At 43.6% G+C, this 14,317-nt stretch carries 14 protein-coding genes; 5 read left to right on the top strand and 9 right to left on the bottom strand.

Features of this window, described 5'->3' with window-relative positions; all coding sequences use genetic code 11:
• Positions 1-34 precede the first annotated feature (34 nt).
• Complete coding sequence (locus TY10_RS04345) at positions 35-1,513, bottom strand: Lsa family ABC-F type ribosomal protection protein (RefSeq protein WP_042160929.1); 1,479 nt, start codon at positions 1,511-1,513, stop codon at positions 35-37.
• A 476-nt stretch (positions 1,514-1,989) separates the two neighbouring features.
• Between TY10_RS04345 and TY10_RS04340 the strand changes: the two genes are divergently transcribed.
• The gene (locus tag TY10_RS04340; protein WP_042160927.1) at positions 1,990-2,466 is read left to right on the top strand and encodes a small multi-drug export protein; all 477 of its coding nucleotides are present in this window, start codon (positions 1,990-1,992) and stop codon (positions 2,464-2,466) included.
• A 71-nt stretch (positions 2,467-2,537) separates the two neighbouring features.
• Here TY10_RS04340 and TY10_RS04335 read toward each other — a convergent pair whose 3' ends face one another.
• From TY10_RS04335 to TY10_RS04325, 3 genes are all read right to left on the bottom strand, one after another.
• On the bottom strand, positions 2,538-3,134 hold the full coding sequence (locus TY10_RS04335; protein ID WP_042160925.1) for a YqaA family protein: 597 nt from the start codon (positions 3,132-3,134) through the stop codon (positions 2,538-2,540).
• Positions 3,135-3,216: 82 nt separating this feature from the next.
• Positions 3,217-3,969: an SDR family NAD(P)-dependent oxidoreductase gene (locus TY10_RS04330; protein ID WP_042160922.1), complete on the bottom strand. Its 753-nt coding sequence runs from the start codon at positions 3,967-3,969 to the stop codon at positions 3,217-3,219.
• 59 nt (positions 3,970-4,028) lie between these two features.
• Positions 4,029-5,465: a DHA2 family efflux MFS transporter permease subunit gene (locus TY10_RS04325; protein ID WP_420329376.1), complete on the bottom strand. Its 1,437-nt coding sequence runs from the start codon at positions 5,463-5,465 to the stop codon at positions 4,029-4,031.
• A gap of 199 nt (positions 5,466-5,664) precedes the next feature.
• Here TY10_RS04325 and TY10_RS04320 point away from each other — a divergent pair, with 199 nt between their 5' ends.
• A complete protein-coding gene (locus TY10_RS04320) occupies positions 5,665-6,552 on the top strand; it encodes a LysR family transcriptional regulator (protein WP_042160918.1) in 888 nt (295 codons plus the stop codon).
• A gap of 495 nt (positions 6,553-7,047) precedes the next feature.
• Here TY10_RS04320 and TY10_RS04315 read toward each other — a convergent pair whose 3' ends face one another.
• On the bottom strand, positions 7,048-7,476 hold the full coding sequence (locus TY10_RS04315; protein ID WP_042160983.1) for an Rrf2 family transcriptional regulator: 429 nt from the start codon (positions 7,474-7,476) through the stop codon (positions 7,048-7,050).
• Positions 7,477-7,638: 162 nt separating this feature from the next.
• On the opposite strand from TY10_RS04315, the gene TY10_RS04310 reads away from it, so the two are divergent.
• On the top strand, positions 7,639-8,091 hold the full coding sequence (locus TY10_RS04310; protein WP_042160916.1) for a cupin domain-containing protein: 453 nt from the start codon (positions 7,639-7,641) through the stop codon (positions 8,089-8,091).
• 100 nt (positions 8,092-8,191) lie between these two features.
• On the top strand, positions 8,192-8,764 hold the full coding sequence (locus TY10_RS04305) for a GNAT family N-acetyltransferase (protein WP_052350356.1): 573 nt from the start codon (positions 8,192-8,194) through the stop codon (positions 8,762-8,764).
• 253 nt (positions 8,765-9,017) lie between these two features.
• Here TY10_RS04305 and TY10_RS04300 read toward each other — a convergent pair whose 3' ends face one another.
• Complete coding sequence (locus TY10_RS04300; RefSeq protein WP_042160914.1) at positions 9,018-9,701, bottom strand: hypothetical protein; 684 nt, start codon at positions 9,699-9,701, stop codon at positions 9,018-9,020.
• 332 nt (positions 9,702-10,033) lie between these two features.
• Here TY10_RS04300 and TY10_RS04295 point away from each other — a divergent pair, with 332 nt between their 5' ends.
• On the top strand, positions 10,034-10,762 hold the full coding sequence (locus TY10_RS04295) for a bleomycin resistance protein (protein WP_042160912.1): 729 nt from the start codon (positions 10,034-10,036) through the stop codon (positions 10,760-10,762).
• A gap of 93 nt (positions 10,763-10,855) precedes the next feature.
• Here TY10_RS04295 and TY10_RS04290 read toward each other — a convergent pair whose 3' ends face one another.
• The 3 genes from TY10_RS04290 to TY10_RS04280 all read right to left on the bottom strand — a co-directional run bounded on the left by TY10_RS04290 (position 10,856) and on the right by TY10_RS04280 (position 14,141).
• Positions 10,856-12,079, bottom strand: a complete 1,224-nt coding sequence (locus TY10_RS04290; protein ID WP_042160910.1) for an MFS transporter — start codon at positions 12,077-12,079, stop codon at positions 10,856-10,858.
• Positions 12,080-12,181: 102 nt separating this feature from the next.
• The gene (locus TY10_RS04285; protein ID WP_042160908.1) at positions 12,182-12,727 is read right to left on the bottom strand and encodes an OsmC family protein; all 546 of its coding nucleotides are present in this window, start codon (positions 12,725-12,727) and stop codon (positions 12,182-12,184) included.
• Positions 12,728-12,923: 196 nt separating this feature from the next.
• Positions 12,924-14,141: a hypothetical protein gene (locus tag TY10_RS04280; protein ID WP_042160907.1), complete on the bottom strand. Its 1,218-nt coding sequence runs from the start codon at positions 14,139-14,141 to the stop codon at positions 12,924-12,926.
• Between the last annotated feature and the right edge of the window lie 176 nt (positions 14,142-14,317).

Below are 14,317 nucleotides of genomic sequence, written 5' to 3'. Positions count from 1 at the left end.
CCCGCACACCCTCCTTTAACTTCCATCCTGCGATTTAAAGTTCAACAATTTTTGTTGCGACGTTCTGGCAAAATTCCCGGTCATGCTCGACAAATAGAATCGTCGGCGCGTACTGGAGCAGCAGCTCTTCAATCTGCATCCGTGAGATCACGTCAATGAAATTAAGCGGCTCATCCCATATTTGCAAATGGGCTTGTTCGCAAAGACTTTTTGCGATCAAGACTTTCTTTTTTTGCCCGCCGCTAAAAGCGGAAATGTCTTTTTCAAACTGCACCCTGGAAAAATCAAGCTTTCTCAAGATCGATTTAAACAGACTTTCCTCGATGCTGTTATCTCTTGCGTAGTCCGTCAGATTGCCCTGCAAATGTGACGTATCCTGCGAGACATAGGAGATTTTCAACTGGCTGCCCAGCCTGAATGTACCCGTATGTTCGATATCTTCGCCGCATATCAATTTAATTAGGCTGGATTTCCCGGAGCCATTTTTACCAGAAAGAGCAATTCGATCTCCCTGCTCGATTGTGAAGCTGACATCATGGCAGGCTTGCTTCTCTCCATAATAAATCGATACATTCTCAAGCTCAGCCAGTTGCTGTTTGTGATAAAGGAGCTGCGAGATTTTCAAGCTTTCCGAGCTTTCAACGTTTTTGAGTAGCGTTGATTTCTCCTCCATTGCAGCATGCTGCCGCTGTTCAATCGACTTGGAGCGTTTCATCATCTTTGCAGCCTTATGGCCGATGTATCCTTTATCGACCTTAGAGCCGGAGTTCCTCGTCCCGTTTTTCGTTTTTTCCACCTCATGCGACCAGTTGCTCGTTCGTTTGGAGGCTTCCGACAACCGCTTAACATCCCTCCGAAGCTTCTCGTTTTCTGCAAGCTCGAAGTCGTCCTGCCGCTTCTTGTTTTCCCACCATTCGGAGAAGTTGCCGCTTTGGATTTCTACATTCGTTTTATTGATGGACAAAATATGGTCGACACAATTGTCCAAGAAGGACCGGTCATGGGAGACGAGAATATACCCGCTTTTGCCATTGAGATACTCACTGACCAGCTGTCTCGCTTCCATATCCAGATGGTTGGTCGGCTCGTCGATTAACAGAAAACTATTTTCCTTGAGAAACAAGGCCGCCAGCAGCACTTTCGTCTGTTCTCCGCTCGACAGCGAACCGAAAGGCCGATACAGCACATCCTCCGAGATCCTCAGAAGCGACAGCTCACGCATTAATTCCCAATGCACATAATCGGGGTAGATCGTCTCGACGACGTCAATCGTATTGTCCTCCTTGTTCTCTACCTGGAAAGGAAAATACTCGAAGCTGACTTTTGCCGAAATCGTGCCGCTGTATTCATATTTACCTAGGAGCAGATTCAAAAATGTCGTTTTCCCTCTGCCATTCCTGCCTGTAAATCCAAGCTTCCAATCGGTATCGATCTGAAAACTGACTTTATCAAAAATGTTATCGTAGCTGCCGTCATAGGCAAACGTTAAGTTCGTTACATTGATTAATGACATGGAATTATCCTCCTGTACAAAAAAATAAGAGCCACAAGAAAGTTACCTTTCCGCGGCTCAAATAAATACAGCAAACTATACCCTGCCTAGGCAGAGTATAGTAAGGCTATTCCGTTTGAGTGAAAAGAATAAGTAACTTTCTTGCTTAAGCGAATAAAAAATAAAACAAGCATGAAACAAGCGGGAAGATTGCTTCCGCCTGAACTGTTTTATTGTTTTATGTCATCAGCAAGAAATCCTACATTATTCCATTCAACTCCTCGACTTAAATTAGAGGTATCATATCACAAGTTTTTTATGAATTCAACCCGCTTCCTTGTATGAAACGATCAAGCCGCTTAACTTAAATGAAACTTAATTTGCTTGCTCATCCTTATAGAAAAAGTAAGATAACGTTAAGAGAGGGTACGATCAGCGGTAATCTTCTCCTGTTATAATAATAAACAAAACTAGATGAATGAACTGGGGGGCTCGTTATGATCGAATGGATTCAGCAAGCGGAAGGCATATGGCAATATATCGTATTATTTCTATTGGCAGCGGCGCCGTGGCTTGATGTTTTTGTCGTTGTACCGATAGGCATTATTGCCAAGATGAATCCTGTTGCCGTTGCGATTACCGGTTTTGCCGGCAACTTTCTGATGACTTTACTTATTGGCATTTTCTTTAAACAATTTTCAAACTGGAGAGAACGACGCAGATTGAAGAAAGGAATTACCGCTCTATCGAAAAAAGAAACGCGTGCGCGGCAAATATGGGATCGTTACGGCCTTCCGGGTCTAGCCCTGCTCGCTCCCCTTATTTTTGGTACCGATATCGCCACGTTACTAGCGCTGTCATTCGGATCGTCGCGGGTTCGCGTTATCCAATGGATGGCGGTCAGTCTTGCTTTATGGACGATTGTAATGACTCTCGGGGCGGTATACGGCTTTAGCTATATGAAATTGATTTAATCATTAAAGGGCAATGTAAGAGATCGAAACATGCGCAGCGGATTGTTCGATCTCTATTTCTTTCCCTTCAGTCAATTAATTTCTTCAAGCGCTTCAATCGATTTAAGCTTCCGCTGTCTAAGCTTCTTGCGAATGAACAAAAATATAATGATGAGCGGAACACCAATTACGAGCAAATATATGGATACATGCTTCACCATATGTTCAGCCGAACGGCCGTAAACATAGAACAATATGCCCACAGAATAAAACTTGACGGCCCTCCCTATTGAAGCAAAAGCGAGCAGCTTCCAGAGCGGAAATCGGAGCGAGCCCGAGATAATGGTGAATACTTTAAACGGAATTGGCGTGAAGGCGCCGATCATAATGGCTGCTTCTCCATTTTTCTGAAACAGGTTCATCGCTTTGTCTATCCAGTCCTTCTTGAGCAGTTTATTCAGCACGGAGCTTCCAATCATTCTTCCAATGAAGTAGCCGACCGGAGTGCCTAACAAGCAAGCAAAAAAACCTGCTGTAGCCAGCCAAAGCGCATTAGAAGGGTTAAGTATGCTGAGCGGTAGCTGCAGAAATAGTGCAGGAATGGGAAAAATAATAGCATCCATAAAAGAATGAATGAACAGGCCCAGCGTACCAAACTCGGCCAGGTAATCGATTATCTTTTGTAACATATACGCCTCTCTTCATGATGACTTAACCCGCAGGGGCTAATTCAAGCTGGCCCCTGCGGGTATTTTCCAACAATCCAGTCGTCTATAATCTGCAGCCGCCACCATCCACCATTAGCGTTTGTCCCGTTATATAGTCAGAATCTTGGCTGGCGAAAAACACAACAGCTCGTCCAATGTCTTGTTCGACGTCTCCTACCCGGCGCATCGGGATTTTTGAAAGTGTCTCTTCGAAATGCTCCGGCATATGTTCGGCCCACATTTGAACACCCGGGGAGTTCGCAAACGGACATATCACGTTAACCTTCACGCCGTAAGGTCCGAATTCATTAGCTGCAACTCGTGATAGACCTCGAACCGCTTCCTTGGCTGCTCCGTATGCGGCCTGATTCAAATCGCCATTGATGCCTGCTCCCGATGCAAAATTAATAATATGTCCCTTTGTTTGTTTTAAATAGGGAAGTGCGTGTTGCATCAAGTAAAAGGTCGGGAAAAATCCGGTTTTAAACGGCAGCTCCAAATCTTCCGGGGTCAATTCTTCAAATGGCTTCACTCTTGAAGCTTGCGCATTGTTGACGAGAATATCGATTTTTCCGAATGTAAATGCCGTGTGGCTTATTATTGGAGAGTGGGTTTGAAAATCAGCTAAATCAGCGTGTATGAAAATGGACTCGGGCTGAATCTCCTGTAATTCCGCTACAGCTCTTTCACCTGCTTCTTTGTTATAATCCACGATTGCCACCTTCGCGCCTTCTTTAACAAAAGCCTTTGCGATGCCGTTCCCCACACCGGAGGCACCACCTGTAATGATTGCTACTTTATTTGCGAGCTTTGTCATCCTAATCACCTCGGTTATTATTTATGAATCTCATTATGAATGCCTTGCCACCGCTGCTTCTAATGCATGACTGGACGGGATTGCCCTTCTTCTGCTTCACCTTCCGGAGCTTTAGTCCTTTTGACGAAGATCCCCAGTACGAGGGCTATAAGCGCGATGTAGAACGCAATCTGGAATGCGCCTTGCATTCCAGCTACCAGTCCGTGCACTGCTTCTTCAGGCGCTGTTGAATTGGAGGAAGCCTCTAAATACGATTTGGTGCCGTTGGAGAAAATACTAATGAACAATGCCATCCCTATTGCACCTGAAACTTGCTGGAGTGTATTCATAATTGCCGTTCCGTGCGGATAGAGATGCCTTGGCAGCTGGTTCAGCCCTGTCGTCTGTGCTGGCATCATAATCATGGAAATGCCAATCATCAGAATGACATGCAGCGCTATTAACATTCCTTTGCTCGTCTCAAGCCCTATCCCTGACATTAGAAAAAGGGAAATCGCTGTAATGATGAGTCCAGGCACGACAAGCACTCTTGGACCAAATTTATCGAAGAGCTTGCCGGATATAGGCGACATAATACCATTGACGATACCTCCTGGCATTAGCGTCAGTCCTGCTGAGAAGGCTGTCAGCATCAAAGCCTTCTGCATATATAGCGGCAGGATCAGCGTGGTCGAGAACAAGGTCATCGTCATAACGATCATAAGAATCGCCGTGAGTGCGAACATCGGATACTTGAATGTCCGCAGATCCATCATTGGCTGCTTGGAACTTAATTGACGCCAAACGAACAGCAGCAGCGCAGCTCCGCCCGCAGCAATGGACCATATCACATCTTGCTCCGACCAGGAAACCTCGCCGGCTTTACTGAAGCCATAGACAATTCCTCCAAACCCGATGGTTGATAACAGAATCGACAGCACATCAACCTTCGGCCTGGTAATGTCCGAAACATTTCTTAAGTAAAGAAAGCCAAACACTAACGATATAACGACTAGCGGGATAACGAGAAAAAACAGCCAATGCCAGCTTAATGAATCAATAATGAGTCCGGACAAGGTTGGTCCGATAGCTGGTCCAAACATTAACACGAGTCCAATCATCCCCATCGCTGCTCCCCGATTGTTTGGGGGGAAAATAATAAGGATTGTGTTCATCATCACAGGAAGCAACAATCCTGTACCCGCTGCTTGTACAATTCGTCCTGCTAATAACAGCTCGAAGGAATTGGAAAAGCCGCATATTATGGTGCCGACTAGAAACAGCAGCATGGCGGATAGAAACATCTGCCTTGTCGTAAACCACTGCTGCAGCAGCGCTGTTACGGGCACCAGTATGCCAATCACCAGCATATAGACGGTCGACAGCCATTGAATAGTAGCCGTCTCGACGCCAAATTGATTCATTAAATCTGGAAATGCAATGCCTAGCAACGTTTCGTTCAGAATGGCGACAAAAGCTCCAATAATTAAAGCGGTAATGATGGGGCCACGCTTAATGTTGCTTAAATCTGCTTTTCCTTGTGTACTCTCTGCTGCGATCACTTCCTACCTCCCGCTTCATGTTGTTCTTACACCCCTAGTATACGAGTGTTTATTAACTCATAAAAAGAGCTAATAATTTGTAGATTAACAATTGAAATTGTATAATAAATTAAAAGAGGAGTTATTTCAAACACTTGCTTAGGAGATGTCAATTATGGAGCTGCAGCAGTTGAAATATTTTTCCGAGGTCGCTAATCAATTGCATTTCGGCCGCGCTGCTGAGCGTCTTCATGCTTCCCAGCAGACGGTCAGCCATCAAATCGGGCTGTTGGAGGCCGAGCTTAATCTGAAATTGTTCAATCGTACGACGCGTAAAGTAGAGTTGACGCTAGCGGGTGAAGCACTGCTGGAGGAGGTCAAGCTTGTATTCATGCATTTGCAGCGAGGTGTGGATGAAGCGATTCGGGCGGAAGGCGGAAGAAGAGGCAAATTGACGATTGGCTACTTCGGAATTATGCTGTACAGCATTTTACCCAGTGTGGTTCGTCTCTATCGCGAGCGATTTCCCGATGTTGAAATTGTCATGCAGGAGATGGATTCGTTTCTGCTGGAGGAAAAGCTGCTTCAAGGAGAAATCGATATCGGCTTTTCCGTCTATATCAATGATAAGCATAGCGAGCAAAGCATGAACTGGCTCACCTATTCTGTGGAGCCTATCGTAATCGCCGTGCCGAAACAGCATCATTTAGCAGTGAAAAATGAAATTCGGCTGTCCGATTTGGCCAAGGAACCTTTTGTCGTGTTGAACCGGAACGATTCGCCGATGATGTTTGACGCCTTCGTTCTATTCTGCCGGCAAGCTGGCTTCAGTCCTAATATTGTACAGGAAGCCGCCAGCGACCAGGCTGTCATCGGACTTGTTGCCGCCGGTGTTGGCGTTGCGTTCGTTCTAAACTGTATGAACAAATTATTCGACAGTGATATTAGCTATATCCCTCTGGCAGAACCGATGTTTGAAGTGGAGCTCGCGATCTGCTGGCTCCATAACAATCAGACGGCACAGGTCGAGCAATTTGTAGAAGTGGTGAAACGATTTTTGTAATCCATTATTCGCTTGTCATTATAAAAGCTTTGCAAAATAAAAGTTGCGTTATGCGGCTTTTAGCGGAAATTTCCTTTATCAGAGTTGTAGATTTCCTTCCCTTGATCATCGTAACCGATTACAGTAATCGGCGGACCTCTGTGCTTTGAGGATTACTTAATTTGACGGTTTTACGGTTTGATAGGGAGGGAAAATGTCCTTTATTAATTTCCACTCTATTTCATTTATAACAAATAATTTGTTAATATGTAAAACTAAGATAATCGGTAGGCGGCTCATTACTCCTCAGAGAGAGCTTTCCTATTTAATTGCTATTTTCAAATGGATTTGCTGGATTCATTCGAGATCCAGGAAGTGTCGGTTGCATAGCAGTGCTTTTGTCCAAAACAAAAACACCTTTAAGAGATTGGTTTCATGTCTTAAGACATGAAATCAATCTCTTAAAGGTGTTAGAGTACATGGGATTATGTGATCTAACTTACAATAATGTAATATTTACTTCTTTAGATTCAACTCATTAATGGTTTGAATAATATCATCCAATGTATATCTAGCCAATGAATTTTCTAAAGCCAGTTGTGCTTCTATCAATGGTGCTTTTAAACTCTCATGAATATTGCTACCCACTGGACATTCCGGATTCGGTGCGTTGTGTACATCAAATAAACTATTCTGTTGATTAGTAACAGCTTTATAAATATCAAGTAACTTAATCTCTTTAGGGTCATAATTTAAACTAACCCCGCCAACACCTGAATGTGTTTTAATCAAACCAGCTTTTTTTAACAGCGTATTAATTCTCCGGATAACAACAGGATTTGTGTTCACACTTGTAGCAATAAAATCTGATGTAATGTGCCCGTCTACAATAGCACTAAACGCAAGAATATGAACTGCAACTGGGAATTGTGTATTAATACTAATAATAATCACCTGAAATTATCATACGCATCTAAAATTTCTTTGTCAATACGAACGGAACTCTTTGTTTATTAATTGCAGCTTGCTTTTCATTATGTTGAATGATATGATTTCGTCGTAACCATTTCAGTTACAACAAAACTTTATCATTCGGAGGAATATGAAATGAGAGAATTAATCATTCAGAACATCAACAATACTGAGAGTAAAGAATTGGATAATTTCGGAGGAAGTCCGTTTACGGTGAAGCATGTTATTGGTGGCAGTAGCATCGATCAATGTGAGGTATCCTTTGTTGAAGTACCTCCTGGGCAATACGCATACGGCTATCACTATCATGATCAATCTGAAGAGGTTTTTTACATTATCAGTGGTGAAGGAAGTCTTCGGACAATCGATGGAGATAAACAAGTAAGTACTGGAGATATGCTTTGTTTTCCTAAAGGAGAAAAAGGGTCTCACTTATTAACCAATACATCATCAACAGATAAGCTTGTCTATATCGATTTTGCCGTACGCAACAGTCCTGCTGATATTGCAGCATTCCCCGATTTGAGAAAATATATGATTATCGGGGAACATATTAATGCAATGGTGGACATGCCTGAAAACAAGTAACATGATCAATTAACCTCACATGCACGAATGATGATGAACGCACGATATAGCTTATTTGTGATTTGTTATGAACTAAATACTATTAAAGGGAGTTATAGTCTTGGGAAAGGGAATTTTCTATAAGGATTACACTAATGAATCTGTAGAAGTTTGCAGGGATTTGTGTAATGAATTAATGGCTCATCAAGCGAAACACGCCATTAAAGCAAAAGAATTATTTGAAAAGATGACTTTCGAAAACCGCCTAAAACCTGCCTTTGAACAAGCGACTGCAAAATCACTTTTAGTAGCATTTCATGAAGAAACACCTGTAGGCTATATCTTCCTAACTGCGGACACAATAAGTAAAAAAGTTAAAAAACACCGACCAGTTTGGGCATCAGGGTTTACAAAAGACAGTAACGGACTTTTCCCGGACTGGCTGCACACCCCTGCCAAGATTGCCACTCTCAATAGCTTATATATTTCTCCTGACTATCGAGGAAATCATATCGGTAAATATTTAACTGATCATGGAATGAACTGGATGAACAATGAATCCGGTGCTGAATATTTCTTTGTTTATGTTTCGAATGGCAATAATGTCGCTCCGCTTTATGTGAAACTTGGTTTCAAGTACAGTCATCCTGTATTTGACGGTGTTATTGACGCTTACTATATTAAGAACAATTAATATTTCGATCCTCAGTATAATATTCATGAAGATAAAGACAGACCGAATTCTTATTAACTCGGTCTGTCTTTATCTCTTCAGTAATTAGCCTTTAATAAATTACCGCTATATAGTTAAAAATATAAAAACACTATATTATATTATATTAATTATAAACAAAAAAATCTTTCATTCCACCTGCTTTCCCTACAAAAAAACAACTACAACCGCAATAACGGAAATAGTTGTTTTTATAAACTCTGCTAATAAATAATTATCGAATGATAAGCTCATATTCTTTATCATTCATGGTAATGACGGCTTTAAGCGGTGATGTTCCGCTCTCTACCTCGGTCGGTACCTCTGCAAGATAGAGCAACGTTGCGGTCTTAAGAGGTTCAATTGACGTGATATTCGTGTAGGTGAAATCGGCTCCGCCTTGATCCTCAATGGTCGAGAAGGTATTGTACTCGTATTTGTCATTATATTTGACCGTAACGTCGGCAAACCTGTCAGCGCTTTTACCGGCCTCTAACAAGCTCTTAAGCTTAATCGTAATAGCTAAATAGGTCGTATCCGCCTCTTTGGCCTCGTAATATGTGTAGAACGTTCCAGGCTTGGAGGGCTTAACAACTTTCGCAAACTTTGTTCCTGTAACCGTAAATTCAGCAAAGTCCGCTATAGTGACTGCTTTATTCACTTCGACGGCCACGTCGCTAGCTGGCTCTGGAGTCTGTTCCGGCTCTTCTGCCGGAGCTTCGTTCTCAGCAGCCTTCTGCTCTTCGTCCGCAGGTACGTGCCCTTGTTTCAGCTTTTCATTTTCTTCTTTTAACGCTGCAATTTCTTGCTTTAGTTGCTTGATTTCTTCATTAGAGCTGCCACTCCCGGATGAACAGCCAGCCAATAAACTGCCTAACAGGCCCAGTGTTACAATAAATTGTAATGTCTTCTTCCCCATCTAGCACCTCTATCTCCTATAGTGTTTCCAGTATACACCAATACATTACTATATTCTACAAATTCTCTCTCCATTCGACTTCTCCCTTGGTTAGAAAAAGACACTAAAGGGTGCTGCCCTTCAATTAATTCTATTCTTTTTCTGCATCCAAAGCTGCGATTTAACCGTTCTTTAAGCATTCAAGCTTCAATAGTAACCTTAAAGCTCTAGACGGAATTTCGATTAAAAATCGTGCAACAATCCCATCAACTTTAGTATTTGCATGAATGTTGTAAGGTAGAGAGGTAACATCATTTACTCCTGATCGATCAGGACATGGAGGTTGCTATCCTTTGTTAACCAAACCAGCCGGGACAACGATTCCCATTTTGCCATGCAAGTCCATTGATGAGCAGCTGGCGTTCTACCAAGCATTGGGATTCGAGCTCACTTACCGTCAAGCCAAACCCAATCTATATGCATGTGTCCGTCACCGTATCGCTGAGCTGCATTTTTTTGTACTCAAGCAATTAGATCCAGCCAACACTTACAGCATGTGCTATGTGAGCGTTCCAGATGTGGATACCGTGTATAACGAATTTTGCGAAAATCTTAAAAAAGCGTATCAAAAGATTCCCTCCAAGGGTTTTCCCCGATTAACGAAGCTCAATAATCTGTCAGAAGACCGGCGATTTAACCTGATTGATCCTGCCGGAAATCGCTTGTTAATCGGTCAAAAGCATGCCTCCGTTAAACCCGATCATCCTGCCTCAGACGTTAAGATGCCTTCATCAAGGTTTACCAAGGCTTTCGATGCAGCGTACCGCTTGGCATATGCAAAAAACGAACCCGTTGAAGCAGCCAGAGTACTTGATCTTGGTTTAAAGAATACCGAAGATGCTGCTGTTGAAGCTCGATTTAAAGCTTATGTATTGCGTGCAGATATTGCCTTCACTATGGATGATATGGAGCTTGCAAAGAAATTCTTCAATAACGCTGTACAGCTGAAGCTTACTGATCAAACGCTCGTAGGTGACGCAATAGAACGATTAGATGAGCTAAAAGTGTCGTTGGACTCTTGATTCAGCACGTTAGTCAATCGGATCCCTCGTAAAAAGCACAAAGAAGGAGTGTGAAAGTCTGCCATATGGCAAAGCGTTCACATTCCTTCCCTCTCACTTATTAGCGGTCTGCTCCCCGGTCTGGTTCATGATTGTTACGACTGGCTTACCCGCAGTCATTAGCGTTCTTGATCCCCAAGCAGCCCCAAGCAGTGCAATACCCGTCAACAGGAAGACGTACGGTATATCAATCCAACCGCCAAGAAAACCGCCGAGCAGCGGACCGACAACAATGCCGAATTGACTGGCAGATTGACTAAGACTGACCGCCCTCCCGCGAAAATCACGATCCGCATATTGGATGATCAAGGCATTTAATGCGGGATATACCGCTGCAAAAAACAGGCCATAGCCAAACCGCAAAAAACCAAATGGAACTAAGCTTTGCGTTACGAGCTGCAGCAAATTTCCGATGCCGCCGCCAACCAGTCCGATAAACAGCGTTTTACCATAACCGATCCCGCCGCCGATTTTACCCCACCACGGCCCCATGATGACGGTCGCAATTCCTATTGCCGAGAAAACGATCCCCGAGCTAAGCGTTGCCTTCTCGATAGAACCGCCAATTTGCACGACATAGATCGTCAGTAACGGCTCAATAATTAATACAGAAGTGGAGACCAGCATGATCAAACCGTATACTTGCAATAATCGCGGATTGGCAGCTGCTGTTTTCAAATCCTGCCTAATACTGCTTCGGGCATCTGACTTGCGCTCATGAACTTCCTTAACTCCCAGAACGATTAGAGCAGAGATCAGCGTAATGATGCCTGACGCAATGAAGCATCCTCGCAATCCGATCCATTGACTCAGCAATCCGCCCATTAGCGGACCTAAAATGCCGCCGGCAGCAGTCGATGTGGAAATGACACCTAGTGCATAGCCGACATGCTTTTCAGGTGTATTGGTACCGACTAACGCTATAGATGCAGGGGTAAAGCCCGCCATCAGCCCTTGGAATATGCGCACTACAATAAACATATAAGGATCTTGAACAAAAAAGTTAGCCAGATGGGCAACACCTAGCCCAACGCCTGAGCGAACCAGCATCAGCTTGCTGCCATATCTGTCAGCGAGTGAACCCCAAAAAGGCGCACAGAGACCGCTTATCAAAAAACTAATCGAAATAGAAATGCCGGACCAAGCCTCCAGCCCGCTTTTCACCCCCAAATCCTGTTGCAGAAACAATGGGAAAAACGGTACGGAAAGCGTATACGACATATGGTTGAGAAACAGACCCAGCCATAAAATATATAAATTGCGCTTCCAATGCAGCATATTGCCTGTCCCCCATTTCTACGCTGCATCCTGATGTCCAGCGCCGTAAGACGTCCGTCAGAAAGAAACCTTCTTGCTTATTCCACTATCGCTATGGTGCTTCTAGACCGTTTGAACTGCCGAACGACTGATTATCAGATCTCCCTCGATCTGTTGCGGATTCTTAAGCAGGTTAAATATCGGGCACACCTGTTCAATCGCTTCGTGGAGAGCTTGAAGCTTCTCCTCGGATTCGTCGGATTGTATGAACAACTTATAACGAATGTTATGAGGATAGATCGGTACCTCCTCATAACCAGGTTTACCGGCCAACGGATTCATCTCTCCTTCCACCGTCACCTCAAGAGAATGGAGAGACACTTCCCGCTCCGCAGCTTGAATTAAGGCGATATGCGTCAAGCAGCTTCCAAGAACGCCCAGTTGAAGCTCCGGCGAAGACGGCCCCAGATTATAGCCTGCAAAATCAGGCTGGCTGTCACTAATGACCTGAAAATCGCGAATTCGGATCTCGCGTACACCGCTTCGTCCTGCTGCTCTTACGCTCGCGCTAATTTTGGACACCGCTTGATCTCCATTTTGCTCAAAATGAGCCTTTCTTGCGTATATAGCCTTTCTCTTCTGTTCCAAATATTCATTTAAAGTTCCCATACGCTTACCCCTTTCAAATTAAATATAATAATTCCCATTGTTAAAGTATGTTATTAACCTAATATAGGCTAACCCATGGACGGTGTATAATAGAAAAGATTGATAAGCGTATTTAACATCTTATATAACAAAGAAACCAGCGAATTCTCCACTGGAGATTCGCCGGTTTTCAAAGGCAATGAATTACGCTCAGCTATTAGCGTTTGAAATAGAGACGTGGAGCACCATAACCAAGTGTATAAGCCGACTGGCTTCTTATCAGCTCTCGAGGGCCCCATTTAGATATAATTTCAATAGGATTTCCCGATGCATCCCATTTCGTCACTTTCGCAAAGTGATAACCTGGATAATAAATGGCGTCCACATAAGGCATTATTGTTGTTGATGCTGTGCTAAAGGTGTCCCCGGGCCGCGATGCAAATCTTCCTTGGCGCTTCATGAAATCGGTAATATCATTGTCATATCCTTGATTGGGAGCGCCAGCAGCATGAGGAATTCGATTGTCCACGATATAATCGTAACACATCAAATCGTTATGCGCCGGACCAACAAAGCTGTTATCGGTGAGGGAATTGTAATAGAAGGTTGAATCTTCTTGCTGGTATTCGCTGAGCGTATATAAAGTCACGTAAATTTGCTCAGAGACAACAACCTTAGAGGGTCCCGCATAGCTATTCGGATAAGTGACCGTAATATTAAGCGTTGGCTTCTGCGTCCCTCTCGGATCATAGAAGTCGTTAAACGTATAGTTCATCGAATAATTGCCGCCCCACCCCGTAGGCAAGAGCGTGCCCAGCGTTGTCGTACCGCTGCTCGTTGTGACAGTGGCTACTACTGAAATCGGGTTGCCTTCTGCCCATGCCGTTAATTGATGTGTACTGCCCCTTAATATATAAGCTGAGCCTGGTCCGCTTTCATATCCGTTCGTATAGTAAAATGCCCCTGGCCCGCCAGCATACACAAGCCCCGGTGTCTCTGCAACTATCTCCATCTGTGATAAAGAAAGATTGTTTGTATTCCCAGTATAATCGTACATGTATAGATAATAGTCTCCGTCTAAATAATTTGAGTAGCTGGAATAAGTATTAAAAACCATGTCGTACATCGACTGGCCATCCGGAGAAGATGGCGTAATCTTGGAGATCGCAAAACGGTAATCTTTACTTCCCGAGTTGCGGATTTTATAACGGTAATTGTCGAAATGCACCTTATAGCGCCGCTCATTGTTCGCATAACGAATCGGTGAATGCCCTGTCGGATAAGTAGCGTAAATCGTCTCTCGTCCGTTCTGAACCATCAAGGTTCCGCCGCTGTACCAGGCGATCTGTCCTGGCAAGGCAAACGCACCCAGCGGAATCGAACTCAATCCGATTAGCAAAGCAAGGAATATAAATGTTCTTCGTATTCCCTTCATTATTTAACTCTCCTTCGAGAATCAGATTATGAAACCCCTTACATAATAGAATAAATAATGGGAAATAAATAGGGAGCTTTGAACCATTTAAATTCCGACATATAACCTTGCTAGAATGCGAGCGAGACTGGCGTTCTAGGGCCCATTTCGAATATCCACGCATACAAAAAGGGAGC

This window comes from Paenibacillus gorillae, from assembly GCF_000513275.1.
GTDB lineage: Bacteria > Bacillota > Bacilli > Paenibacillales > Paenibacillaceae > Pristimantibacillus > Pristimantibacillus gorillae.
Note: the sequence above shows the minus strand (reverse complement) of the source record. Positions and strands in the feature narration are given on the sequence as shown.

Bases quoted from the DNA above. Each gene is read 5' to 3' on its own strand.
- TY10_RS04340 (WP_042160927.1), top strand. From the start codon at position 1,990: ATGATCGAATGGATTCAGCAAGCGGAAGGCATATGGCAATATATCGTA.
- TY10_RS04280 (WP_042160907.1), bottom strand. From the start codon at position 14,141: ATGAAGGGAATACGAAGAACATTTATATTCCTTGCTTTGCTAATCGGA.
- TY10_RS04335 (WP_042160925.1), bottom strand. From the start codon at position 3,134: ATGTTACAAAAGATAATCGATTACCTGGCCGAGTTTGGTACGCTGGGC.
- TY10_RS04345 (WP_042160929.1), bottom strand. From the start codon at position 1,513: ATGTCATTAATCAATGTAACGAACTTAACGTTTGCCTATGACGGCAGC.
- TY10_RS04310 (WP_042160916.1), top strand. From the start codon at position 7,639: ATGAGAGAATTAATCATTCAGAACATCAACAATACTGAGAGTAAAGAA.
- TY10_RS04285 (WP_042160908.1), bottom strand. From the start codon at position 12,727: ATGGGAACTTTAAATGAATATTTGGAACAGAAGAGAAAGGCTATATAC.
- TY10_RS04290 (WP_042160910.1), bottom strand. From the start codon at position 12,079: ATGCTGCATTGGAAGCGCAATTTATATATTTTATGGCTGGGTCTGTTT.
- TY10_RS04300 (WP_042160914.1), bottom strand. From the start codon at position 9,701: ATGGGGAAGAAGACATTACAATTTATTGTAACACTGGGCCTGTTAGGC.
- TY10_RS04330 (WP_042160922.1), bottom strand. From the start codon at position 3,969: ATGACAAAGCTCGCAAATAAAGTAGCAATCATTACAGGTGGTGCCTCC.
- TY10_RS04320 (WP_042160918.1), top strand. From the start codon at position 5,665: ATGGAGCTGCAGCAGTTGAAATATTTTTCCGAGGTCGCTAATCAATTG.